Origin of the sequence: Bradyrhizobium algeriense (assembly GCF_036924595.1) — a bacterium.
In the GTDB taxonomy this organism is placed as follows: domain Bacteria; phylum Pseudomonadota; class Alphaproteobacteria; order Rhizobiales; family Xanthobacteraceae; genus Bradyrhizobium; species Bradyrhizobium algeriense.
Window position 1 is genome coordinate 178,036 of record NZ_JAZHRV010000001.1, and the last position, 23,286, is coordinate 201,321.

Sequence of the window (23,286 nt, forward strand, 5' to 3'; positions counted from 1 at the left end):
GCCGAATGATGCCGGAAGCTTGATTGACAGAAACCGCACCCGATATCAGGATACGAGTCAGCAAGAGAGGCCTTTGCGGATGAGCCCTGAAGGCAAGACACCGAAGCCCGTTCGCCGCAAAGCCGCCGGTATTGGCGACAATTCGTCCGGCGAGGGCTACCTGGACGGCCGGCTGCTGATCGCCATGCCGGTCATGGGCGATCCGCGGTTCGAGCGCTCCGTCATCTACATGTGCGCGCACTCCTCGGAAGGGGCGATGGGCATCATCGTCAACCGCCCGGCCGGCAGCATCGATTTTCCCGGCCTATTGGTGCAGCTCGACATCATCCAGAAGGCGGACCAGATCAAGCTGCCGGAAAACGCCGAGACCATGCAGGTGCTGAAGGGCGGCCCGGTCGATACCGGCCGCGGCTTCGTGCTGCATTCGAGCGATTTCTTCATCAAGGATGCGACGCTCAATATCGACGAGGGCATCTGCCTGACCGCGACGGTGGACATCCTCAAGGCGATCGCCAAGGGCACCGGACCGAAGCACGCGATCCTGGCGCTGGGCTATGCCGGCTGGGCGCCGGGCCAGCTCGAGAACGAGATCCAGCACAATGGCTGGCTGCATTGCGACGCCGATCCGGACCTGATCTTCGGTGACGACGTCGACGAAAAATACCAGCGTGCATTGCAAAAGATCGGCATCGACCCCGGCATGTTGTCGAACGAGGCCGGGCACGCGTAAGCTCCCGATTAGTAGGGTGGGCAAAGGCGCGCTTGCGCCGTGCCCACCATCTATCAACATGCCGGTTCTTGGATGGTGGGCACGCTTCGCTTTGCCCACCCTACGGCTGCGTGCGCAGCGACGACGATGGTTCTGTGCCAATCTACTCCGCCGCCTGCTGCTGCACCGTCGGTTCGGTCCCCGCAACGGTCGCACGCCGCATGTCGCGGGGCTGCGACTGGTCGTAGCGGCGGACGCGGTGCATGGTCTGGCGGTTGTCCCACATCACGAGGTCATGCACGGTCCATTTGTGGACGTGGACGAATTCCGGCTGCGTGGCGTGCTCGGTGAGGTCGCGCAGCAACAGCCGCGCCTCGGGCATGCTCATGCCTTTGATGGCGCCGGCATGCGATGACAGATACAGCGACTTGCGGTGGTGCACCGGATGCGTCCGCACCAAGCGCTGCAATACCGGCTTGAACATCGCTTTCTCTTCGTCGCTGTAATCCAGGAAGCCGAGCGAGCCGCGCGAATACATCAGCGAATGCTCGCAGATCATGTCCTCGATCTCGGCCTTGGTGTCGTCGTCGAGCGCGTCATAGGCCGCGCGCATGTCGGCGAATTCGGTGTTGCCGCCCTTGGGGTTCACCACCCGCGCCGACAGCAGCGAAAACTTTGCCGGAATCGGGCGGAACGAGCTGTCGGAATGCCACAGGCAATTTCCGAGATTGAACAGATGGGTGCGGTGATCCTTCGGCAGCGGCTTGCCATCCTTGCCGAGGTTGGACACGTCATTCAGCCCCGACGTCAGGCGGTAGTCTTCCTTCTTGGTGATGGTGCCGCCCCGTGCCTTCTCGCGCTCGCCGAAATTCAGTGCGAAGGCCAGTTGCTGTTCGTCCGTGATGTCCTGGTTGCGGAACAGCAGCACGGCGTATTTGTCCATACCGGCTTCGATGTCGGCCGCTTCCTGCGGCGTCAGGGGATTGCGCAAATCAACGCCCGAAACTTCGCCGAAAAAATGCGGATGAAGCTGCCGGATCGTGATCGTCATGGCGTCTCTCCAGAATGCGGCGGGCGGGTTATCCCGCTTCGTTTGAGTGAAAAATTACTCCCGGACGTGTCCAAGTCAACGCTGCGGGCGCATGCCCGCTACGCGTTTCTCGCCATCAACCCACCGTCCACGGGAATCACGGCGCCGGTCAGGAAAGAGGCCGCCGGCAGGCACAGGCTCAGCGTCATGTGCGCGACTTCCTCGGGGTCGCCGTAGCGGCCGAGGGCGGTGCGGCGTTTGGCGTAGATCGCCTTGTGCTCGGCGGCGATCCGCGCGGTCATGCCGGTGAGGATCGGCCCCGGGCAGATGCAGTTCACCGTGATGCCGTCGCGGCCGAGCTCGACCGCAAGCGAACGGGTCAGGCCGACGACGCCGGCCTTGGCGGCGGAGTAGGGGCTGTGCAATGCAGTGGCGCCGAGCGCCTCGGTGGAGGCGATATTGACGATCCGCGGCGATTTCGATTTGCGCAAATAGGGTAACGCGGCGCGGATGATGCGTTGATGCGCGGTCAGCATCACCGCCAACCCTTTTGCCCAGGCCTCGTCATAGCCCTCGTCGTCGATTGCGACGCGCACCGAGATGCCGGCATTGTTGACGACGATATCGAGCCCGCCGAAATGCGCCGCGACCTCGTTGACGACGGCGGTGATGTTGTAGCGGTCGGCGACGTCGAGCGTCCACGCTTTTGCGGCGCCGCCGCTTGCCGCGATCTCACCGGCCACGGCCTGCGTGGCCTCGGCGCTGATGTCGGTGACGGCGACGTTGGCGCCGTCGGTGGCGAACACCCGCGCGGTGGCGCGGCCCATGCCGCTCGCGGCGCCGGTGACGAGGACGGTCAGGCCTTTGACCGAGCGGCTGAGCCGTTTGAAGTCTGACATGATGGGTCCGGACAGAAGGTGCAGGATTGACAAGGCTGGCACCGATCCGCAGACAGGTCAAACGACGCCGAGCGAGATGCAAACATGACCACTATTCGTGACCTGCAGATCCGACGCCTGGAGCCTTCGGATGCTGCCCTGTACAGGGAGATCCGGCTGGAAGGTCTTCGGATAAGTCCCGAAGCATTCGGCAGCACGTTTGAGAAGGAAAACGCGCAGCCGCTGTCGTGGTTCGAAGCCGTCCTTGGCCGCGTCGACATCTTCGGCGCTTTCCTCGATGGGACGCTTGCGGGCGTGGCGGCATATGCTGCGCAGGAAGGTTCGAAGCAAGCGCATAAGGCGACGCTTTGGGGCATGTACGTGCGAAACACCGCAAGAAATCTAGGGCTTGGGAAGAAGCTTGTCGTGGCGGTTCTCAACCATGCACGCGAACGCGTCGAGATGATTCAACTGACCGTGGTAAGCGAGAACGACGATGCGCGCCGGCTTTACAGCGCCTCGGGCTTTGTCGAGTACGGCTATGAAAAGAGGGGTCTCAAGCGGGACGGGCGATATTACGATCGTGTCCTGATGGTCAATTACCTCGGCGAAGGCCTGAACTAGAGCCCAACAAATCAACAAAGAAGGATCGCGAGCGATGAACGAACTGGATTTCAGCGGCAGGCAGGTGCTGGTGGTCGGCGGCTCCAGCGGCATCGGTAACGGCATCGCGCAGGCCTTCCGCGCCAAGGGCGCGCGTGTCGCCGTCTGCGGTACCCGCGCAAGTGCAGCGGACTATTCGCCTGACGAAGGATCACATCTCGAAGGTCTCGATTACCTCCGGCTCGACGTCAGCGACCCGAAGGCGATCGAAGCCTTGAAACCGCCATTTGCAAAACTCGACGTGCTGGTGCTGGCGCAGGGCGCGGTGATCTACCGCCGCGGCGAATTCGAAATGGATGGCTTTCGCAAGGTGCTGGAAGTCAATTTGATGAGCCTGATGGCGTGCGCGACCAAATTTCACGCGATGCTGAGCGCCAGCCAAGGCTCGCTCATCATTGTCAGTTCGACCGCCGCCTATCATTCCACCATGGGTAATCCGGCGTACAACGCCTCGAAGACCGGCGCGATGGGCTTGACGCGCACACTCGGCGAGGCGTGGGCCGAGAACGGCATCCGCGTCAACGGCATCGCGCCCGGCCTGGTCGACACCAAGATGACCAAGGCGACGACATCAAATCCGAAACGCCTCGAAGGCGCGCTGGAGCGGATCCCGCTGAAGCGGCTCGGTACGCCAGCCGACATGGCCGGTGCGGCACTGTTCCTGGCCTCGCCGCTTTCGTCCTACATCATCGGCCAGACCATCGTGGTAGATGGCGGGCTTATACTTTGAGCCAAGCGTTCTGAACCGGGGCATTTCGAGCGCTTTAGGAACCCGAACGGGTCTCGCCGGTTACTTCCTCTGAAAAGCAGGAGTAATCGCGATGGACAAGGATCGGATTGCCGGCTCGGCCCAGGATTTTGCGGGTAAGGTCGAAAGCACTGTCGGGGACATGGCTGGCGATGCGAAGACGCAAGCCGAAGGCCGCGCGCGCGAAGCAGCCGGCACGGTGCAAAATCTCTACGGCCAGGCCAAGGATGCGGCCCGGGACGCCACCGACGCCGCCGTCAACTATGCCAAGGACGCCTATGAAAACAGCGGCGACACCGTTCGCAGCAGTCAGCAAGCGGTGGCGAAGACCGTGCGGGAAAATCCGCTCGGCGCGCTGTTGGTCGCAGGTGGAATTGGATTTGCGCTGGCACTGTTGATGACACGCCCGCCGCGCCGTCCGCCGCCGCGCTGGCGCTATTACGGATAGAACGGTCTTCATTGGTTTGCCGGGCGATGCGATGCATCGTTCGGCCCCGGCGATGCGATGCATCGTCCGGCCCGCGTCTCACCGTGAGGCGTCAGAATCGCGTGAGATTGCCCGGCGGGACCTCAGCCGATCGTCCGACATTACCCGGCGGGCGCGGCACGCCCGGGGCCACGGGTCCCGGGGCCACGGGTCCACGCGGCGGTGCGGCCGCAGGCGGCGCGGGCTGACGCGGCGCCGCGCCGAACCCGCCGAAGAAATCGCGCAGCGACGGCCCGTTGTTTGGCGGGGGTCGGATCTGCATCGGCTGCTGTGGCTGCTTCTTCTGTTGCTGTAACGTTTGCTGCGGCGGCGGAAGCAAAAGCTGCCTCTGTCCGGGCACCGCCGCCACCGTTCCGCTCGGCGATACGGCTGCTACCGGCGTATCGCCCTTGGCCTGCTCGCGGCCGATTTCCCGGCGCGGCCAGGCGTAATCGTCGGCGCGGCCGGCCGGTGCTGCCAGCGCTTCACCCTTCACCAGCGTGCGCGCAGCCAGTGCATCCACCCCGGCCGGACGCGAGCCGGGACCACCGAGCAACTGATCGGTGCCGACGGAAGAGGCCACCAGCGGCATGACCGGTCCGGCCAGCGGACGCGGCGCCGGCTGGCCGGGCGCGACATTGGCCTCCGGGGTTGCCGGCTCGATCGGCACGGCGATCGGCCCGGAGCGGGCGGCAAGCAGGCGCGTCACCTCGCGCTCGACGTAATGCGCGAGCTTGCGCGCGCCGGGCTTGGTGAAGAAGACGCCGTCGGCGGTGCGCAACTGGCGGATCTGGCCTTCGAAGTCGGGACCTTTTTGCAGGAAGCGGCCGGCTTCATCGACGAAGCCATCCCAGACATCGACATAGGTGATGCCGGCCTTGCCCGCGCCGTCACGATACAGCGCGTCGAGGAACAGCATGTCGGACGTTCCCTTCTGGCCGCGGATGGCCGGCAGCCCGACCCACAACACCGGCACGCCCTTGGATTTCAGTACGCCGATCAACTCTTCGATCTTCTTGGCGTAGTGCTCGACCCAGCGCTCGTCGCGAAACTCGTAAAGCCCGCCGCCCGCGCGCGCGCTCTTTTCGGGGGCGGCGATTTGTGCCGCATCATCGTCCTCGGCATCGTCAGCCTTCGCGGTATCAGCCTTGGTATTGTCAGCCTTGGTAGTGTCAGCCTTGGCGGTGTCTGCCTTGGTTCCATCAGCCTTGCCGGCATCGGCCTTGGCAGTATCAGTCGAGCCTTCGGGTTTGGGCTTTGCATCGCCCGGCTTGGCGCGCGCGTCCTTCTTGTCGTCTTTCTTGTCGCTCTTCTTCTCAGGCGCCGCCTCGCGGATGGCCACGCGGTCGTGGAGGCCGAGCATGACGACGATGGCATCAGGCTTTTCGGTGGCGAGGATGGCCTTGGCGGCCGCGGCCCAATCGGCGGGCTCGCCGCGCGGCTGATACTTGATCAGGCCGGAGACTGTCTTGTGCTTGCGGATCACGCCCATGTCGGGCTGCTCGGTATAGGTGTCTTCCAGGCCATATCCGAGCCAGTCCGCCATGGCGTCGCCCAGCACCAGTACGTTACGTTCCGGCACGGTGTCGCGCTTGGCGGGCCCAGGCGCGCGGGAAAAATCCTGGCGCGGCGCTTGTTGCGGGGCCTGCTGCTGGAATGGCGCAAAGAAATCGCCCCCGAACCAGCTGCCGCCGCTGCGCGGGGCGGGTCGGGAGGGCCCTCCGAAATTGAAAAACTGCGCCGAGGCAGGGCCCACGATCCCGATCAGGAGCGCGACCGCAACCGCCAGCGCGACCAGCGGGCCGGTGTCGGTGAACACGTGCAAGAAGGACTTTGGCTTTCGCATTCCGGCTCGGTCGCAATGGGTCGTGGATGTGTCAAATATAATAGCGAAATCGGGCCGCAAGCGGGCAGATTTTCCCCATAAACCGGGGTTCCGGCCTGACCGTCAAGGCTCAAGCCGAATCGTGGTTTTCAGGGCTACTTTAGCGCGATTTAACGCCCCCGCAGCCGCTCCAGCACGTCGGACGACGCAAATCCGTCCGCCGGCGCCCCGATCGAGGCCTGGAAGCTGCGCAGCGCCTCCCGGGTCTGGCCGCCGAACTGGCCGTCCGGTGTGCCCTTGTAGAAGCCGCGCTGAGCCAAAAGCTGCTGCAGTTCCAGCCGTTCGGCGCGCGACAGCACCCGTTCCTGCCGTGGCCAGGGCTGCACGAAGGCGGGTCCGCCGCGCAGGCGGTCGGCAAAATGGCCGATCGCCAGCGCATAGGCCTCCGCCGGGTTGTATTTCATGATCACCCGAAAATTCTGCAGCATCAGGAAGCCGGGCCCCTGCGCGCCGGCGGGCGCCAGCAGGTAGGCCTTCTCGGTCATGTCGGGGAACGGCTTGCCGTCAGCCCGCTTCATTCCCTGGCTCTGCCACTGCGCGATCGTCATCGCCTTGGCCTTGTCTGCCAGCATGAAATTAAAGCCTTCCGGCAGCACCACCTCGTAGCCCCAGGTCCGGCCGGTCTGCCAGCCATCCTTCTTGAGGTTGTTGGCGGTGGAGGCGATCAAGTCCGCGGCGTTGTCGACGACGTCGCGGCGGCCGTCGCCGTCAGCATCGACGGCGTAGCGCTTGAAGGCGGTCGGCATGAACTGCGTCGGCCCGAACGCGCCGGCCCAGGAGCCGCGCATCTGTTCGGGACGCAGATCGCCGCGGTTGAGGATTTCCAGCGCAGTGAGGAATTCGTCCTTGAAATAGGCCTGCCGGCGGCCGACGCAGGCCAGCGTCGCCGTCGACTGCACCACGTTGCGGTCGCCCATCTGCGTCGAGTAGTTCGACTCGATGCCCCAGATCGAGGCGATCGCGTAGCGGTCGACGCCGTAGGCTTTCTCCACCGCGTCGAACTGCGGCTTGTATTTCGCAAGAATCTCGCGCCCCTTGGCAAGGCGGTTGTCGTTCACGAGGATGTCGAGATAGTCCCAGATCGCCTTGGTGAATTCGGGCTGCGAATCCATCAGGTCCATGATGCGCAGATCGGGCGCGAGACCTGCGGTGAAGCGCTCGAAATTCGCTTGCGTGATGTTGCGCCGTGCGGCATCAGGCCACATCGCGGCGACGCAATTTTGAAAGTTCGCAGCCGCCTCCCGGATCGCGGAAGCCGTCATCAGCGGATGGCCGGAGGCGCCGTCCTCGCCGCTCCAGGGCGGCGGGCCGCCGTCGGGGCCGGGCGCGGTCTGCGGCGCCGGGCCGGATTTCGGACCTTGGAAGATGTTGCCCAAAAAGTTCGAAATCCCGTTGTCGGAGGATTGGGCTTGAGATGGGCTGACAAAAACGGCCTGGCTGGAACACACCAGCGCGGCCGCGATTAGAATCGCGCCGGCTCGATTGGTCATCGCTCGTTCAGGCAAACCCATCCAGTGTCCGTCCGTTGCTTCTCACCCCGGTTCAGAAGGCCTTGCCACGGTTTCCAACAGCTTAACAGAGGCGGAATTTCGTTGTCGCCCCCGGTCGACGCAAGGGCAGGCGAAACAATTGGCACCATACATCCGCCTTTGTTGGGGGATGCAAACCGGCTAGCAACGTGCAATCAAAGCACTTTCCCCGTTCCATAGATTCCTCATTTCCAAGGCCCTCGACATCCCATGAAAATCCGTAAAGCCGTCTTCCCGGTCGCCGGTCTCGGCACCCGCGTCCTGCCCGCCACCAAGGCGATGCCGAAGGAAATGCTGACCATCGTCGACAAGCCGTTGATCCAGTACGTGGTCGACGAGGCCAAGGAAGCCGGCATCGAGCATTTCGTCTTCGTCACCGGGCGCAACAAGGGCGTGATCGAGGATCATTTCGACCGGATGTTCGAGCTCGACACCACGCTGGCCGCGCGCGGCAAGAAGGCCGAGCAGGACATCTTGGCGCGCGACCAGCCCGAAGCCGGCGCTACCAGCTTCACCCGCCAGCAGGCGCCGCTCGGTCTCGGGCACGCGGTCTGGTGCGCGCGCGACATCGTCGGTGACGAGCCGTTCGCGGTGGTGCTGCCGGACGAGCTGGTGCTGAACAGCCCGGGTTGCCTGAAGCAGATGATCGAGGCTGCGGCCAAGCTCGGCGGCAAGTCCAATCTGCTCGCGGTGGAAGCGGTGCCCGACGATCTCACCCACCAATACGGCATCTGTGGCGTCGGCAAGCGGCTCGCGAAAAACATGTTCGAGGTCGACGGCATGGTGGAGAAGCCGCCAAAGGGCACGGCGCCGTCCAACCTGTCGATCACCGGGCGCTACATCCTGCAGCCGGAAATCTTCAAGATCCTGGAGACCCAGGAGCGCGGCGCCGGCAACGAGATCCAGCTCACCGATGCGATGAAAACCCTCGCCAAAACGCAAAGGTTCTACGGCGTGGAGTTCGAGGGCGAGCGGCACGATTGCGGCTCGAAGTCCGGTTTCCTGCGCGCCAACATCGCCTACGGCATGGCGCGCGACGATTTGCGCGAGGGCCTGCGCGCGGAGATGAAGAAGTATCTGGAGAAGTGAGGACGTGCTCAGTCCGCGTTCTCCGCTGTCATCATCCGCGAAGGCGGATGATCCAGTACTCCGCGGCATTTGATGATTGATCCAGGCAGCGCGGCGTACTGGATGCCCGCCTTCGCGGGCATGACGAGGCTGCGTGTTACGCCACCAGCGCGAGTTGCGGGATCGCGGCGAGCACTGACTGGTTGCGGCCATTGGCCTTGGCCGCGTAGAGCGCCTTGTCGGCCGCTTCGATCAGATAGGACCAGTCGATAGCTGCCGTGGGCGTTATGCTCGCCACGCCGACGCTGACCGTCGTGACATTGGGATCTTCCGACCATTGCTCGACTTTCAAGCGGATGGTCTCGGCGACGGTGAACGCTTCCACCGCCGAGAGGCCCGGCAGGAGTATCGCGAATTCCTCGCCGCCGTAGCGCGCCGGACAGTCGCCCGACCGCCGCACCGAGTCCGAAATGCAGATAGCAATGCCGACCAGCACCTGATCGCCGGCCTGGTGTCCGTAGGTATCGTTGTAGGCCTTGAAGTGGTCCGCATCGATCATCAGCACCGCGACAGGGGTCTTGTTGCGCGCTGCCCGCCGCCACTCCAGATCGATCTCGATATCGAATTTGCGCCGGTTCTTCAGCCCCGTCAGCGCGTCCGTCGTCGCGAGTTCCTCGAGCTTCTCTTCCGCCTCGGCGCGGCGGCCGATCTCGCGGGCGAGGAACAGCGTGGTGCCGACCACGAACAGGATCAGCGTCATCATGACCGCCCCGATCCGCAGCACCTCCCGGTGCCAAAGGTTCAGGATGCTCGCCAGCGGCTTTCCGACCACGACAAAGAACAAGTTCGTGCTGCCGCTTCGAACGTAAAGCCGCGGTGTCGGATCGACCGGTCCGACGCCGGCATAGGCGATGCCTTCCTTCAAATTGTCCGCGCGCCATTTTGGCCGCTCCGCCAGGTTTTTCCCGATGACGTCCAGGTCGAACGGCGTCCGCATGATGATCGTTCGATCGCGGCGCAACACGGTGATCGTATCGCCGGGGTTGAGGGTGAGCCGGCCGAACAAGTCATGGAAATAAGTGAAGCGGATCGAGCCCACCACGACGCCGAGGAAACCACCATCGGTGTCGTTGATGCGCCGGCTGAGCACGATCGAATAGGCGCTGCGGCGCAGCATCGGTCGGCTCATGTACAGGCCTACGTCGGGATTGGCGCGATGGACCTGGAAATACTCCTCGTCGCCGCGATCTTCCGGCGCCGGATCGAGGCTGGCCGCGTCGTGCGTCAGCTTGCCCTGCGCGTCGAACACCTGGATCACGCCGAAATGTTTGGCGGTGGCGGCATGATCGAACAGGATCAGATGCTGGATCTCCTTGCTGACGCTCATGATCTCCGGCATCACCAGATTGCTGGCGACGTTGCGTAGCGAGAGGTCATAGAGTTCGATGTTCCGGCTGATGTCGGCATCGATGCCCGCGGCGAGATTTTCGAGAGTCTGGCGCGCGAGCTCTTCCTCGCCGCGGCGCATGTCGAGCATGACGCTGGCGCAAATCGTGGAAAAGCCGATCACGGTCGCGATCGACGACGCGATCAACAGCTTCGCCGACAACCGCCAGGGCCGGCGGCCGGAATCTCTCCTGAACCAGCCAATTCTGGTCCCATCGCTTTGCCGTCCAAATGGCATAAACCGCTCCAATCCTTCCGGTATGCGGCCGGAAATGTTGTTGCGGCCTTAAACGGCGACAGCGATAGGATAATCAGTTAACGCTTGGTTGCCGGGAGCGACGGTTTTATGCAAATCGCCATTTGGAGACACGGGTGAACGACTACGACCTGCTGAGGGACTATCTGAAGAAGCAGAAACTTCCTGAATTCGTGCTGAGCTTCGAACAGATCGAGGAGATCATCGACGCGGCCCTGCCGCGCGCCGCGCAGCGCGCGTCCTGGTGGGAGACGTTGCGCAGCCCGCAGGAGAAGATGCCGCAGCGCGAAGCCTGTCTCGAAGCAGGCTACATCGCAACGCGGCAAGCGGATGGGAAGAGCGTGAAGTTCAAGAAGATACCCGCGAGGCGGTGAGCGCGCGTGGCTCACGCCGGCGCATGCAGCGCCGGTCTTCCGTGCCGGATATCGATTGGTATGGAATACGGTGGACCAGCTGCCGTTGGAATCATTTTCCAAACACCGGCCCTACCGTCGCCTCAATTTGGGATGATTTGGTTCTCTCTGGGGCGCAAGTAAAAAGACAAGAAGAATCGATCTGGGAGGATGGCGCCGATGATTCCGACGACAGGGTCGTTTGGGCGTCCCACGCCTGTAAATCTCTGATGGCCGCGGCGATAGCCGATGACCGCCATAGCGACATCGAGCTTTGATGGTGCTCTTGATCGGGCAGGGTGGGCTGCGCTGCCCGACAGATCCCGGTTTCTCGCGCTCGGACTGGTTGCCGGCCTTGGTGCCGGCCTTGGGCTGACGCCCGGTTTCGCTGCTGCCGGCGACGCACTGCAGGTGACGAGCGCGCGGGTGGCCGCGTCCGACGAGATTGGTATCGATCTCCCGCTGCTGATGACGATCAGAAACGATGCGGCCGAAGCCGACGCGATCCTGCGCGTCCGCTGTCCGTTTGCGAATTTCGCTGTAAAGCACACCGTCGATCGCGGCGAAGGCGCGCCCGCCATGCGCGAGATCAAGTCCATTCCGATCCCGGAGAGCAAGACGATCGAACTCAAGCACGACGGATATCACGTGATGCTGCTGCAGACGCGGCAGAAGCTTGTCGACGGCGAGACGTTTACATGCGCCGTCGTTTTCCAGAAAGCCGGAACCAGGGAAACGGAGGTGCAGGTTTCACGAACGCCGTGATCGCGACAGCGGACTGGTGAAGCCCGCTGAATGGGGCCCGACAGCGAAACGCCCGGATATGCCGGACGTTCAATCCAACATGAACTGCCACAAGAACTTGCCAACGAGGGAGGGCATTACTCATGGAGCGATCTTCAGGTCACACAAGATTGTTGACGCGAGCCTGTCTGCTTGCCGTAGCAGGTGCTGCCGCAAGCGTGATGGGCACACTACCTGTCTCCGCTGCAGACCAGGTCAATCAGGAACGGCTGCTCAACGTCGACAAGGAGCCGGGCAACTGGCTTCATCATCATCAGAATTACGCGGCTCACCGGTTCTCCACGCTGAAGGAGGTCAACCGCGATAACGTGAAGAACCTGAAGGTCGCCTGGACCATGCATCTCGGCGGCATCGAAGGCGGCGGCATCTGGAGCCATGGCGGGCTGGAAGGCACGCCGATTGCCGAGAACGGCTTCCTCTACGTCACCGATGGATGGGGTTCGGTCTACAAGATCGACGCGCATGGCGGCCGCGGCTTGCTGGTCTGGAAGATGGATCCCAAGACGGACCGCGACTGGGCTGGTGCGGTGGCGTGTTGCGGCGTCGATAACCGCGGCGTCGCATTGTGGGGCGATCTCGTCATTTCCCACACGCTGGATGGACGGCTGATCGCGACCAACAAGGAAACCGGCCAGGTCGCGTGGCAGCGCAATGTGGCCGATCCGGACAAGGGTGAGGTCATCACCGGCGCGCCATTGATCGTCAAGAACATGGCGATAACAGGCGTGGCCGGCGCGGAGTACGGCATCCGTGGCTGGATCGCCGCAACTGATCTGGCAACCCAGAAGGAGGTCTGGCGCACCCACACGATCCCGGGCAAGGGCGAGCCCGGCAGCGAAACCTGGAAAGACAGCAACAACGCCGCTGCGGCCGGCGGCGGTTCGACCTGGGTGACCGGCACCTACGATCCCGCAACCGACACCATCATCTGGGGCATCGGCAATCCCGGACCGGATTGGGATAACGCGTATCGGCCGGGCGACAACCTTTACACCGACAGCTCGCTGGCGCTCGATGCCACGACCGGCAAGATCAAGTGGCACTATCAGCACACGCCGAACGACCCCTACGACTATGACAGCGTGGCGGAAAACGTGCTGGTCGATATCCCCGGGCCCAATGGTCCGCGGAAGCTCGCGCTCGAAGCCGACCGCAACGGCTTCGCCTATGCGATCGATCGCACCAACGGCAAGTTCGTCTGGGGCCTTCCGTTCGTGAAGAAAGTCACATGGACCAAGGGGCTCGACCCGGAGAGCGGCAAGCCGATCGAGTATGACCCGAACAAGTCCGTGCAGACCTATATCGCGTCGGTGACGCCAAGCCGCACCAACATGGAAACCGATATCTGCCCCGGCAACATGGGTGGCAAGAACTGGCCGCCGACGGCCTACAATCCGGATCTGAAGCTCTGGTACATTCCGGTAATCGAGAGCTGCAATCGCATCAAGGTTGAGGTGATGACGCCGGACAAACTGAAACCACGGGAGTTCTGGACCGGCGGTGGCCCGAGCCAGCCGTTCAAGATCACCGGCAGCGTGACGGCGATCGATGTAACGACCGGCAAGATAGCCGGCAAAATGGAAACGCCGTTCCCCAATCTGGGCGGCATGCTTGCGACTCCCGACCTCGTCTTCACCGGCCAGCCATCCGGCGAAGTCCATGCGCTTGACGCCAAGTCATTGCAGAAGCTCTGGGAGTTCAACACGGGCGGCGGCGTCAACGCACCGCCGATGACCTTTTCGGTCGATGGCAAGCAGTACATCGCCATTCTGGTCGGCCTGGGCGGCGCCTGGGACAAGTGGTTCATCGATTCAACGCCCGAACTGAAGAAGATACAGCCGGGATCGATGCTCTACGTATTCTCGCTCTGACATTCTCGAAAGTGGAGGCCCGTCAACCGCGGGCCTCCGCTTCCTCGACAAGAGACGCAATGATGATCTTCAACAGACTAGCGGCGCGAGCGGGCGTGCTGCTCGCGAGCGTCGTCGCCCTGAATTTTTCGATGCTAGCCGCGGCCTGCGGTCAGTCGGCGCCGCCGCCGGCCTCGGACCCGACCAATGCCGGCAAGGCGGTGTTCAGTCGCGCAAACTGCGTGGGCTGTCACAAGTGGCACGGCAATGGTGGCGGCGGCTATGGCGGCGATGCGCTGTCGCTGCGCAAGACCGAGCTGACGCGGGATCAGATCATTGAAACCATCGGCTGCGGGCGGCCGGGCACGGGGATGCCGTTCTTTATACGCGGCGGCTACGATGAGGTGAAATGCCACGGCATGAACCGCCAGGATGCGGGGGCACAGATACCGCCCGAGGGCGCAACGTTCCTGCGGCCGAAAGATATCGAAGCCGTCGCCGATTACGTGATAGCCCACATCAAGGGAACCGGCGAACCCACTTACGCGGAATGCGTCGCTTTCTTCTCGAGCACGTCGCGGGTCTGCGACGTCTACAAGACTCAGCAGCCGGATCATGCGACCGCCAGCACGGGGAAGGGCCAGTGATGGACAGACTGACGCTATCGGGAGTTCTTGCCGCAGGCCTGCTTGCCTGGCAGGCCGTCGCACTTGCGCACTCTCCGGCACGGGCGGAAGAGTTCGGCGGCAACGATCTGCGCGACATTCGCCTCGGAATGGCCGCGGCCGAATTGGCGGAGTCGGGCTATGTCGACTTCTCTTGCGCGGCGGACGAGAAGCGAACGTTGGCTGGCTGGAAGAACTGGCGCGACTGTCCTGCCGACGCGAGCGGAACGAGGGCGATCCGATTTGGCTACGATCCATCGACCAGCCGCGACGGCACGATGGTGGCGGGTCATCCCGCGATCCTGACCTTGCTGATCGACGATACCGGCCATGTCGCCGGTTTGCAGATCGAGACCGATCCGAAGGCGCGGCTCTATATCCGGAAGAAGGCGTTTCTCCTGGGGCTACAGGCCAAATCGCGCTACGGCTCGGACGGCTGGGCATGCACCGAGGGCCAGCCGGGTGCAGGAGACCAGCCAGTGGGAGGCATCTACCTCAGGGAACGCTGCACCAAGACGATCAGCGGCCGTTCGCTCATTGTCGAACGCAGTCTGTTCCGCCGGCCCGATCAGGACATCAAGAGTTTCGTCGATGAAACGCGGATCAGCATATTGCGAGCCAAGGATTAGAGCCGCGTCAGCGCGCGTGTTCGGAGTAATGTATGCTCGCTCTGGAAAAAGCCTCCAGGAGTTGGGACCTTGCCTCCGACGTTCATATATTTTGTAGCGTTGTTGGTCTGGATACCCCTTGCGTGTCTGGTTTGGTTCTTGGCCGGAGTGATGGCGCTCAACCGAGGTACCCGCCGCAAAGGATTGGCACTTGCTCTAGCAATGGCTGCGACTTTTCCGTCTGTTTTCCTCTTCCAAGCTGCCGCCGCACCTTTGATAGCAGCAATGGTTGTCGGCGTAGCATGGCTGTCAGGCATTCTGGACCCCGCATCCACGGTCACACACGTCACGACTAACGGACTGGTGGTCGCCACGATCTCTGGGATAACGCTGCTCGCCTTCGTCACAATGCTAACCGTGTCCATCGTTGGATTCTTTGAAGGCTGGCTGCTGGGGTGGCGCTGCGCCCATGGGGAGCGTTTCCGCGATGTGATCAAGCGTGGACCGACGGCTCGTCTCCTTCGGCGAGTAGGGTTCAGACAGCTGCACCACGGTTCATAGACGATTCCGCCTGGGTCATTTCGGAAGTCGGGCATTATGGCCAGGGACGTCGCTTTCCCTCTAGAGCAGACGTCGTCTCGCTCCACGCTGCACGTCCTAAAAGTGCCAATTTCAGCCGCGACCCTTCCTGCTACGCGGGCTGTCGTATATGAGAGAATGGCCAACGGAACGTGCCGCTAGTCTTAAGGAGCGAATTGGCGGCGTGGATGGTGGCGGCGGTTAGTCAATCCAAAGTCGCGATCTGACATTCGATCGACGGAAAGCGCGGACAGTTCAACCGGGGCCTGGCATGGTGAATCGATTTATGACGGCGCGATCCACCGTGGCGATGCGGCGTTGGGGCTCCCCCGCCATTGTGACGCTCGCGGTGATGGCCGCGCTGACGGCGCTGACCGCCGACGCCGCGGCGAGACAGGCGCGCCCCAAGCCTCCCACCGAGGCGGCGGCGCCGCGCGATGCAGGCGAGCCGATCATGGCGATCGTGTCGATCAAGACCCAGCAGGTCACTATCTACGACGCCGACGGCTGGATCCTGCGCGCGCCGGTGTCGACCGGCACCACGGGACGCGAGACGCCCGCCGGCGTGTTCGCCATCCTCGAGAAGAACAAGGACCACCGCTCGAGCCTCTATGACGATGCCGAGATGCCGAACATGCAGCGCATCACCTGGAACGGCATCGCGCTGCACGGCGGACCGCTGCCCGGATATGCGGCCTCGCACGGCTGCGTGCGGATGCCCTTTGGCTTCGCCGAGAAGCTGTTCGACAAGACGCGGATCGGGATGCGGGTAATCGTCTCGCCTGATAACGCCGAGCCGGTCGAGTTCTCCCATCCGGCGCTGTTGGTGCCGAAGGCGGAGGCCATCGCGGCCGCGCCGGCCAGGGCCGAGGCGCTCCTCCGCGAGGCGGCCGAGGCAGCCAGGATGGCCGACGAGGCGAAGAAAGCCGCAGCGTCGGCAGCGCGCGAGACGGCGTCGCTGTCGGCGGCGTTACGCAAGCTGCAGGGGCTCAAGACCCGCGCCGACGCCGAGCTCACCTACGCCGACAAGGCGCTCGCCGCCGCCAAGACGGACGAGGCCACGGCGCGGGCCGAGGACCTCAAGCAAAAGGCCGCCGCCAAGGCCGCCGAACTGGGGAACCAGCTCGACACCGCCAAGGCCGATACGAAATCGAAGCTCGACGCGGCCGCCGTCGCAAAGGAAGCCGCCAAGACGGCGCAGACACGGAAGGCCGACACCGCCAAAGCCGCGAGCGAGACGAAGCTCGCGGTCGAGCCGGTCTCGATCTACATCAGCCGCGCGACGCAGAAGCTCTACGTGCGCCGCCCCACGCATAAGCCGGCACCTGACGGCGGCGGCATCGTGTTCGATGCGACGATTGAGGTTCCGGTCACGATCCGCAATCCCGAAAGACCGATCGGCACGCATGTGTTCACGGCGGTGGCGCGCAGCGAGGCGGGCCTGCGCTGGACCGCGGTCACGATCGACGACGGCGACAACGCCAAGGCCGCGCTCGACCGCATTACCATCCCGCAGGATGTGCTCGATCGCATCGCGCCGACCGCGTTGCCGCGATCCTCGATCATCATCTCGGACGAGCCGCTGAGCAGCGAGACCAACTATCGCACCGAGTTCGTCGCGGTGCTGAGCACCGAGCCGCAGGGCGGCTTTATAACGCGCCGGCCGACGGCCGATGTCCTTGTTGCGAGCGACGACTTCCAGGGCGACAACGGTTTCGGCTTCTTCAATTTCCCGCGCGATCCGGTCCCCCAAACCGGCAACACGCGCCGCCGCGGCGGCGGCCAGTACTATCGTCCGATGCAACCGGGCTGGTGGTAAGACGCGGCACGTCGCGCGTAGGGAAGGCGGGGGCCCATAACCACGGGGCGTTGTTGTAGCGAAGGCAATTGGTCCCGGCACTTCACGGGCAGGCCGCGGCGTATAGCCCCTGCTTTCGAAGGGGCGACGAGGAGGTTAACTCGCCGCTTCCAGCCGCTCTTCGGTCAATAGCCGCATCGCGGCATCCGCATCCATCGGCTCGCCGAAAGCAAAGCCCTGCGCGTATTCGCAGCCCAATTGATAGAGCTCGACTGCATCCGAATCCGTCTCCGCGCCTTCCGCCACCACGTCCATGCCGAGGTCGTGCGCCAGCGCGATGATCGATTTCAGGATCACGGGGCGCGTACCGCGGCTGGTGGTGCGCACGAAGGACTGGTCGATCTTGATGGTGTCGAACGGAAAACGCTGCAGATAGGCCAGCGAGGAATGGCCGGTGCCGAAATCGTCGAGCGACAGCCCGGTGCCGAGCTCGCGGATGCGCGTCAGCATCTGCGCCGCGTGCTCCGGGTTCTCCATGACAAGCGATTCCGTCAGTTCGAGCTTGAGCGTGCCACGCGCCACCGACGAGCGTGACAGCACGGTGCGGATATCGTGGATCAGATCGTGGCGCAGCAACTGCCGGGAGGAGACGTTGACGGAGGCAAAGATCGGTTCGCGCGAGCGCATCGCGCGCTGCCACACCGAAAGCTGCCGCGCGGTCTGGTCGAGCACGAACATGCCGAGATCGACGATCAGGCCGATTTCCTCGGCAATCGTGATGAATTCCGACGGCGACATCCGGCCGAGCTTGGGGTGGTCCCAGCGTGCCAGCGCCTCGAAGCCGGCGATCGAGCGGTCTTCCAGCCGCACGATCGGCTGGTAGAGAATGGTGATTTCCTGCCGCTCGATGGCGCGGCGCAGTTCGCTTTCCAGCGTCAGGCGGTCGGTCTTGCGGGCGCGCATCGCCGGCTTGTAGACGTCGATGCGATCGCCGCCGATGCGCTTGGAGTGATACATCGCAAGCTCGGCGTCCTTGATGATCTCCTCCGACAATTGCGTCTGCGGGTCCGACAGCGCGAGCCCGATGGAGGCGGTCAGGAAGATCTCGCGGTCGTTGAAGGCGATCGGCGCGCGGATGGTCTTGCGGATGGTTTCGGCAAACGCGGTGATGCGCGCCGGGTCCTGTTCCGACAACAGGATCAGGCCGAACTGGTCGCCGGCCAGCCGCGCCAGCGTGTCCTGCGGTTTCAGGATGCGCGTCAGCCGCCGCGCCAGCGTCAAGAGGATGGAGTCGCCGACCGCAATGCCGACGGAATCATTGACCTGCTTGAAACGGTCGAGGTCGATCACCATCAGCGTCGGCCGCAGGTTAGGCATGCTCTTGGCAAAATTGGCGACCGCGCCGAGGCGGTCCATGAACAATTTGCGGTTCGGAAGACCCGTGAGGTTGTCATGCACGGAGTCGTGGAGCATGCGCTCTTCGGCGTTCTTGATGTCGGTGACGTCGGTGAGCGTTCCGACCACGCGCGAGACCTCGCCGTCGGAGCCGACCACCGGGCGCGCCTTCAGCGCGAACCACATGAAATGGCCGTCGGGCGTGCGCAGGCGGAAATCCTGTACCAGCCGGCCGCGGCGCTGGTCGAGCACGCTGTCCAGCGCTGCGCGAAAGCGATCCTGGTCGAGCGGGTGCAGCACCTCGAGCCATTTTGCGGCGGGACCTTCCAGCGTGCCGCGTTTCAGCCCGAGCAGGCTTTCAGTTTCGGGACTCGTGAACACCTTATCGGCCGAGACGTCCCAGTCCCAGATCAGGTCGCCGGAGCCGGTCAGCGCCAGCGCGCGGCGCTCGATGTCTGAGACGATGCCGGTGGTCGCGCCGCCGCCGGCGAACGCGTGCTGCATGACCGTAAATCCGATCAGCATCACGATCAGCACGAGGCCGCCGAGCAAAGCCGGGCCCACGATGTCGTTGGTGACCGAGCCCCCCACGGTCATGCCGGCCGCGATCACCCAGACCACCAGCAGGAACCAGGTCGGAATCAACAGCACCGCGCGGTCGAAACCATGCGTCGAGAGATAGACGATCAGCGTGAAGCCGGCGAAGGCGATCAGCACCAGCGAGATCCGCGCAATGCCGGAAGCGACCGCCGGATCGAACAGCGCCAGCGCCACCAGTGAGCCGAGGAAGGCCAGCCAGCCGACGGTGATGTGGGAATAGCGCACATGCCAGCGGCTGAGATTGAGATAGGCGAACAGGAACACGAGCAGCGTCGCCGCCAGGATCGCTTCGCCCGCCGCGCGCCAGACGCGCTCGGCGTTGTTCGACATGTCGAGCACCTTGCCCCAGAAGCCGAAATCGACGCCGATATAGACCAGCACCGCCCACGCCAGCGCGGCGGCGGCGGGGAACATGATGCTGCCCTTGACCACGAACAGAATGGTGAGAACGAGGGCCAGGAGGCCGGAGATGCCGATTACGATGCCCTGGTAGAGCGTGAACGAGTTCACCTTGTCCTTGTAGGCGTCGGGTTCCCACAGATAGAGCTGCGGCAGCTTGTCGGTGCGCAATTCCGCCACGAAGGTGACGACGGCGCCGGGATCGAGCGTGATGCGGAAGATGTCGGCGGTCGCGCTTTCCTGCCGCTCGGGACGATCGCCGACCGACGGCGTGATGGTCGCGATGCGCGACAGGCCGAGATCGGGCCACAGCAGGCCGGACGACACGATGCGATAGTGCGGGGCGACGATCAGGCGGTCGAGCTGGTCGTCGGTGTTGTTGGCAAGCGCGAACACCACCCAGTTCTGCCCGCCTTCGCGGGCGCGCACCTCGATGCGGCGGACGATACCGTCGGTTCCCGGCGCCGTCGAAACCTGGATGCGGTCGGTTTCGCTGCGCTGATGGTCGAGGACGGCGGTGAGATCGATGGCAGGCGCGTCGCTGCGGACGCTGACAGCGTCAATGGCGTGCGCCGGAGGCGCCGCCGCAACAATCATGAGGCCCAGCGCAAGCAGCGCCAGGCACCTGATCAGACGCAATGTCAGTACTCCGCGACCAACGATTCTCCCGGCCCAGCGAACGGGTCGGCGTAGCCGCGATAAATGACATGAAAGCAAATCGAATCAAAGGGTTTCCACCTTGACTCCGCACGCGATCGGTCAAACCGCCAACACAATTTTGCCAATATGTGCGCTGGTCTCCATCCGCCGGTGCGCATCGGCGGCTTTTTCCAGCGGGAATGAGCTGTCCATCAGCGGTTTTACCCGTCCTTCGCGCAATAGTGGCATCACCTTGGCTTCGATTGCCGCGACCATCGCGGCCTTATCCGCATTAGTACGGGGGCGCAGCGTGGAGCCGGTATGGGTCAGCCGCTTCACCATCACCTTGGCAATGTTGACGGTGACCTTGGGTCCGTTGAGGGTTGCGATCTGCACAATTCGGCCATCGATCGCGGCGGCATCATAATTACGATCGACATAGTCGCCGGCGACCATGTCGAGGATCAGGTTGGCGCCCGCATTGTTGGTCTCCGCCTTGACCACGGCGACGAAGTCCTCGGTCTTGTAGTTGATCGCGCGGTCAGCGCCGAGTTTCAGGCAGGCGTCGATCTTGTCCTGCGAGCCGACGGTCACGATCACTTTCGAGCCGAACGCTTTCGCTAGCTGGATCGCCATGGTGCCGATGCCGGATGAGCCGCCGTGGATCAGCAAGGTTTCTCCCGGCTTCAGCGCGCCGCGCTCGAACACATTGTGCCAGACCGTCATCAGCGTTTCCGGGAGCGCGCCGGCTTCCTGGATCGTGAGCGACGGCGGCACCGCCATCGCCTGCGCGTCTTGCGCGATGCAATATTGAGCGTAGCCGCCGCCCGCCACCAGCGACATCACCTTGTCGCCGAGCTTGTGCTTGGCCGCGCCTTCGCCGAGGGCGACCACTTCGCCGGCGATTTCAAGGCCGGGCAGGTCGCTGGCGCCGGGCGGCGGCGGGTAGGCGCCGGAACGCTGGGCAACGTCGGGACGGTTGACGCCGGCGGCCATCACCTTGACCAGGATTTCGCCCGGACCGGGCAGGGGCACGGCGCGGGTTTCGGGCAACAGCACCTCGGGGCCGCCGGGCTTGCTGATGCTGACGACGGTCATTTGCGCGGGCAGCTTTTCCATGATTTGTCCTTGCGAAAGGCTGAGAATTGAGGCGGCCCCTGATTAGCCAGCCCGGCCCCGGCTGGCAACCGCTCCAGGGACCGCCGAGCACAAGGAGAAACGCATGGCGATCGAGGATGACGACAAGCCGCGGAAGAAAATCACCCACGAGATCGGCCAGGATCTGTCGCTGCTGTCGGTCGAGGAATTGACCGAACGGATCGCGCTGATGAATTCGGAGATCGAACGGCTGCAAGAAGCCGTCACGAAAAAGCGCGCGTCAAAGGATGCGGCGAACAGTTTTTTCAAGACGTAGGATTTCTAGAACTCGATCTCTCACCACGTCGTCCCCTGCGAAAGCACTAGTGCGTTCGCAGGGACGACCAGCAGTTGGAGTCAACATCAAACTCGGCCAATGGCCGACATGGCAAATAATCCCTAAAGAAAATCGTTCGTTTACGGTCCGTTAAGCTTTCTCCTTTATGACTGGCATCGTCCTCGTTTGGACACCGAGTGGCTCCTGTCCACTCTGTTTGACGCCTCCCTGTTATCAACTTCAAAAGCCGCCGGAAACGGCGGCTCTTTTTTGTGCGCAACGCGGCTATTTTGTGCCCCCATACGCTGGAAACCATAAATCCGGTTGCCGCTGGACTCTCGATCTCGCCCGAGCAATGATTTGTTCATCATAAGCCGGTGGTTCACAGCCGGTGGGGCAAGTAGTGGCGTGAGGGCGTTAACCATGGCGGACCGTTCGCAAAGCGAATCCGCGCTCGTTCTGTTCAGCGAGCGGCTCACCAATTCCGCGGCGTTCGGAACCCTGTTCCGGGAAGGCATGGATCTGGTCGAGGAAACCGCTGCCTATCTCGACGGCGACGGCCGTAATGAGGCCAAGGCGCTCGAACGCTCCGTCAGCCTCACTTACGCAACCGAAAGCATGCGCCTCACCACCCGCCTGATGCAGCTCGCGTCCTGGCTGTTGCTGCATCGCGCGGTCAAGGAAGGCGAGATGACGCTGACCCAGGCCAATCGGGAAAAGACCAAGGTCAAACTCACGGCTGCCGATCCCGGCACTGAGGAGATGATCGCAAAGCTGCCGCAGCAATTGCAGGATCTGATTGCGCGCTCGATGAGCCTGCAAACGCGGGTCCGCCGCCTCGACACCTCGATCCACGCGCCCGTCGCTGAACGGGCCCCGATCGGCAATCCGCTGGTGCCGCAGCTCAACCGCCTGAAAGCGGCGTTCGAGCAGTAATTCTCTCCGTCGTCATTGCTGTCGATGTTCACTAATTCGCTGATTGGATCGCGGTGGCCTTGGTAGCGGCGAAGGCCTTGGGAGTTTGCCCTGCCAAGGCCTGATGGGGCCTGTGGTTGTTGTAGTAGATCAGGTACTCGAACAGTTCGTTGGCGAAGTGGTCGAGATTGTCGAAGGTGGCGCCCTCGATGACGTCCTCATCGAGCGTGCGCCAGAAGCGTTCGACCTTGCCGTTGGTCTGCGGCCGATAGGGCCTGGTGTAGCGGTGTTTGATGCCGAGCTCGAGCAGCATGGCCTCGAACGGATGCTCGTCCGGCTTGGTGCGGGCGGCGAACTCGGCGCCGGCAGCGCCTTCTTGGAGGTCAGGACCTCGGCCCAGGCCAGCCGCGAGCAACTGTCGATCAGGCTGACGATGTAGGCCGTGGCCGGGGGTGGCGCGAGAAACATATCGCGCGGCAATTGATGCAGATCGACGTGGCCGAGCTCTCCGAGCTTGTCCTTGATAATGCGGCGTTTCTCCTCGCGCATC

20 protein-coding genes and 1 pseudogene are annotated in these 23,286 nt (G+C 63.4%); 13 read left to right on the forward strand and 8 right to left on the reverse strand.

Annotation, left to right across the window (positions count from 1 at the left end):
* The first annotated feature begins 79 nt into the window (after positions 1-79).
* Positions 80-730 carry a YqgE/AlgH family protein gene (locus V1286_RS00850; RefSeq protein WP_334476985.1) on the forward strand — a complete coding sequence of 217 codons (651 nt, stop codon included), beginning with the start codon at positions 80-82 and terminating at the stop codon, positions 728-730.
* 142 nt (positions 731-872) lie between these two features.
* On the opposite strand, the gene V1286_RS00855 is transcribed toward V1286_RS00850, so the two are convergent.
* Both V1286_RS00855 and V1286_RS00860 read right to left on the reverse strand, forming a co-directional pair.
* Positions 873-1,760, reverse strand: coding sequence for a TauD/TfdA dioxygenase family protein (locus V1286_RS00855; RefSeq protein WP_334476987.1), 888 nt, complete (start codon positions 1,758-1,760; stop codon positions 873-875).
* 98 nt (positions 1,761-1,858) lie between these two features.
* A complete protein-coding gene (locus tag V1286_RS00860) occupies positions 1,859-2,638 on the reverse strand; it encodes an SDR family NAD(P)-dependent oxidoreductase (protein WP_334476988.1) in 780 nt (259 codons plus the stop codon).
* An 84-nt stretch (positions 2,639-2,722) separates the two neighbouring features.
* Here V1286_RS00860 and V1286_RS00865 point away from each other — a divergent pair, with 84 nt between their 5' ends.
* The 3 genes from V1286_RS00865 to V1286_RS00875 all read left to right on the forward strand — a co-directional run bounded on the left by V1286_RS00865 (position 2,723) and on the right by V1286_RS00875 (position 4,476).
* A complete protein-coding gene (locus V1286_RS00865; protein WP_334476990.1) occupies positions 2,723-3,241 on the forward strand; it encodes a GNAT family N-acetyltransferase in 519 nt (172 codons plus the stop codon).
* Between the two features lie 34 nt (positions 3,242-3,275).
* Positions 3,276-4,010: an SDR family NAD(P)-dependent oxidoreductase gene (locus V1286_RS00870; protein WP_334476991.1), complete on the forward strand. Its 735-nt coding sequence runs from the start codon at positions 3,276-3,278 to the stop codon at positions 4,008-4,010.
* Between the two features lie 91 nt (positions 4,011-4,101).
* Positions 4,102-4,476 carry a CsbD family protein gene (locus tag V1286_RS00875; protein WP_334476992.1) on the forward strand — a complete coding sequence of 125 codons (375 nt, stop codon included), beginning with the start codon at positions 4,102-4,104 and terminating at the stop codon, positions 4,474-4,476.
* Positions 4,477-4,567: 91 nt separating this feature from the next.
* Here the strand turns inward: V1286_RS00875 and V1286_RS00880 are convergent, their stop codons facing one another.
* Together V1286_RS00880 and V1286_RS00885 are read right to left on the reverse strand one after the other, a co-directional pair.
* Entirely contained in the window at positions 4,568-6,340 is a 1,773-nt protein-coding gene (locus V1286_RS00880; protein WP_334476993.1) for a DUF459 domain-containing protein, read from the reverse strand.
* A 149-nt stretch (positions 6,341-6,489) separates the two neighbouring features.
* Positions 6,490-7,869, reverse strand: a complete 1,380-nt coding sequence (locus tag V1286_RS00885; RefSeq protein ID WP_334476994.1) for a lytic murein transglycosylase — start codon at positions 7,867-7,869, stop codon at positions 6,490-6,492.
* 249 nt (positions 7,870-8,118) lie between these two features.
* On the opposite strand from V1286_RS00885, the gene galU reads away from it, so the two are divergent.
* Entirely contained in the window at positions 8,119-8,997 is an 879-nt protein-coding gene (galU, locus tag V1286_RS00890) for a UTP--glucose-1-phosphate uridylyltransferase GalU (protein WP_334476995.1), read from the forward strand.
* A 136-nt stretch (positions 8,998-9,133) separates the two neighbouring features.
* Here galU and V1286_RS00895 read toward each other — a convergent pair whose 3' ends face one another.
* Positions 9,134-10,660 (reverse strand): GGDEF domain-containing protein, encoded by a 1,527-nt coding sequence (locus V1286_RS00895; RefSeq protein WP_334476996.1) that lies wholly within the window; start codon positions 10,658-10,660, stop codon positions 9,134-9,136.
* A 134-nt stretch (positions 10,661-10,794) separates the two neighbouring features.
* Between V1286_RS00895 and V1286_RS00900 the strand changes: the two genes are divergently transcribed.
* From V1286_RS00900 to V1286_RS00925, 6 genes are all read left to right on the forward strand, one after another.
* Entirely contained in the window at positions 10,795-11,052 is a 258-nt protein-coding gene (locus V1286_RS00900; protein ID WP_190241774.1) for a DUF7662 domain-containing protein, read from the forward strand.
* Between the two features lie 267 nt (positions 11,053-11,319).
* The gene (locus V1286_RS00905; protein WP_334476997.1) at positions 11,320-11,835 is read left to right on the forward strand and encodes a copper chaperone PCu(A)C; all 516 of its coding nucleotides are present in this window, start codon (positions 11,320-11,322) and stop codon (positions 11,833-11,835) included.
* A 200-nt stretch (positions 11,836-12,035) separates the two neighbouring features.
* Positions 12,036-13,745, forward strand: coding sequence for a PQQ-dependent dehydrogenase, methanol/ethanol family (locus tag V1286_RS00910; RefSeq protein WP_334476998.1), 1,710 nt, complete (start codon positions 12,036-12,038; stop codon positions 13,743-13,745).
* 131 nt (positions 13,746-13,876) lie between these two features.
* Positions 13,877-14,371 carry a c-type cytochrome gene (locus V1286_RS00915; protein WP_334489475.1) on the forward strand — a complete coding sequence of 165 codons (495 nt, stop codon included), beginning with the start codon at positions 13,877-13,879 and terminating at the stop codon, positions 14,369-14,371.
* Entirely contained in the window at positions 14,371-15,018 is a 648-nt protein-coding gene (locus tag V1286_RS00920; protein ID WP_334489477.1) for a hypothetical protein, read from the forward strand. Before V1286_RS00915 ends, V1286_RS00920 begins: the two co-directional genes overlap by 1 nt.
* Positions 15,019-15,847: 829 nt before the next feature.
* Positions 15,848-17,395 (forward strand): L,D-transpeptidase, encoded by a 1,548-nt coding sequence (locus tag V1286_RS00925; RefSeq protein ID WP_334476999.1) that lies wholly within the window; start codon positions 15,848-15,850, stop codon positions 17,393-17,395.
* A gap of 135 nt (positions 17,396-17,530) precedes the next feature.
* Here the strand turns inward: V1286_RS00925 and V1286_RS00930 are convergent, their stop codons facing one another.
* Both V1286_RS00930 and V1286_RS00935 read right to left on the reverse strand, forming a co-directional pair.
* Positions 17,531-20,407, reverse strand: a complete 2,877-nt coding sequence (locus V1286_RS00930; RefSeq protein WP_334477000.1) for an EAL domain-containing protein — start codon at positions 20,405-20,407, stop codon at positions 17,531-17,533.
* 120 nt (positions 20,408-20,527) lie between these two features.
* Positions 20,528-21,526, reverse strand: a complete 999-nt coding sequence (locus V1286_RS00935) for an NAD(P)H-quinone oxidoreductase (RefSeq protein WP_334477001.1) — start codon at positions 21,524-21,526, stop codon at positions 20,528-20,530.
* A gap of 103 nt (positions 21,527-21,629) precedes the next feature.
* On the opposite strand from V1286_RS00935, the gene V1286_RS00940 reads away from it, so the two are divergent.
* Together V1286_RS00940 and rcdA are read left to right on the forward strand one after the other, a co-directional pair.
* On the forward strand, positions 21,630-21,821 hold the full coding sequence (locus V1286_RS00940; protein ID WP_334477002.1) for a DUF1192 domain-containing protein: 192 nt from the start codon (positions 21,630-21,632) through the stop codon (positions 21,819-21,821).
* A gap of 423 nt (positions 21,822-22,244) precedes the next feature.
* The gene (gene rcdA / locus V1286_RS00945; RefSeq protein WP_108514242.1) at positions 22,245-22,757 is read left to right on the forward strand and encodes a protease adaptor protein RcdA; all 513 of its coding nucleotides are present in this window, start codon (positions 22,245-22,247) and stop codon (positions 22,755-22,757) included.
* Between the two features lie 31 nt (positions 22,758-22,788).
* Here rcdA and V1286_RS00950 read toward each other — a convergent pair.
* A pseudogene (locus V1286_RS00950) lies at positions 22,789-23,037 on the reverse strand (integrase core domain-containing protein); the annotation flags it as partial.
* Positions 23,038-23,286: the final 249 nt, after the last annotated feature.

What these genes read in the sequence shown, in the direction of transcription:
- V1286_RS00850 (WP_334476985.1), top strand. Translation starts at nt 80, where the DNA reads ATGAGCCCTGAAGGCAAGACACCGAAGCCCGTTCGCCGCAAAGCCGCC.
- V1286_RS00855 (WP_334476987.1), bottom strand. Translation starts at nt 1,760, where the DNA reads ATGACGATCACGATCCGGCAGCTTCATCCGCATTTTTTCGGCGAAGTT.
- V1286_RS00860 (WP_334476988.1), bottom strand. Translation starts at nt 2,638, where the DNA reads ATGTCAGACTTCAAACGGCTCAGCCGCTCGGTCAAAGGCCTGACCGTC.
- V1286_RS00865 (WP_334476990.1), top strand. Translation starts at nt 2,723, where the DNA reads ATGACCACTATTCGTGACCTGCAGATCCGACGCCTGGAGCCTTCGGAT.
- V1286_RS00870 (WP_334476991.1), top strand. Translation starts at nt 3,276, where the DNA reads ATGAACGAACTGGATTTCAGCGGCAGGCAGGTGCTGGTGGTCGGCGGC.
- V1286_RS00875 (WP_334476992.1), top strand. Translation starts at nt 4,102, where the DNA reads ATGGACAAGGATCGGATTGCCGGCTCGGCCCAGGATTTTGCGGGTAAG.
- V1286_RS00880 (WP_334476993.1), bottom strand. Translation starts at nt 6,340, where the DNA reads ATGCGAAAGCCAAAGTCCTTCTTGCACGTGTTCACCGACACCGGCCCG.
- V1286_RS00885 (WP_334476994.1), bottom strand. Translation starts at nt 7,869, where the DNA reads ATGACCAATCGAGCCGGCGCGATTCTAATCGCGGCCGCGCTGGTGTGT.
- galU (WP_334476995.1), top strand. Translation starts at nt 8,119, where the DNA reads ATGAAAATCCGTAAAGCCGTCTTCCCGGTCGCCGGTCTCGGCACCCGC.
- V1286_RS00895 (WP_334476996.1), bottom strand. Translation starts at nt 10,660, where the DNA reads ATGCCATTTGGACGGCAAAGCGATGGGACCAGAATTGGCTGGTTCAGG.
- V1286_RS00905 (WP_334476997.1), top strand. Translation starts at nt 11,320, where the DNA reads ATGACCGCCATAGCGACATCGAGCTTTGATGGTGCTCTTGATCGGGCA.
- V1286_RS00910 (WP_334476998.1), top strand. Translation starts at nt 12,036, where the DNA reads ATGGGCACACTACCTGTCTCCGCTGCAGACCAGGTCAATCAGGAACGG.
- V1286_RS00915 (WP_334489475.1), top strand. Translation starts at nt 13,877, where the DNA reads ATGCTAGCCGCGGCCTGCGGTCAGTCGGCGCCGCCGCCGGCCTCGGAC.
- V1286_RS00920 (WP_334489477.1), top strand. Translation starts at nt 14,371, where the DNA reads ATGGACAGACTGACGCTATCGGGAGTTCTTGCCGCAGGCCTGCTTGCC.
- V1286_RS00925 (WP_334476999.1), top strand. Translation starts at nt 15,848, where the DNA reads ATGGTGAATCGATTTATGACGGCGCGATCCACCGTGGCGATGCGGCGT.
- V1286_RS00935 (WP_334477001.1), bottom strand. Translation starts at nt 21,526, where the DNA reads ATGGAAAAGCTGCCCGCGCAAATGACCGTCGTCAGCATCAGCAAGCCC.
- V1286_RS00940 (WP_334477002.1), top strand. Translation starts at nt 21,630, where the DNA reads ATGGCGATCGAGGATGACGACAAGCCGCGGAAGAAAATCACCCACGAG.
- rcdA (WP_108514242.1), top strand. Translation starts at nt 22,245, where the DNA reads ATGGCGGACCGTTCGCAAAGCGAATCCGCGCTCGTTCTGTTCAGCGAG.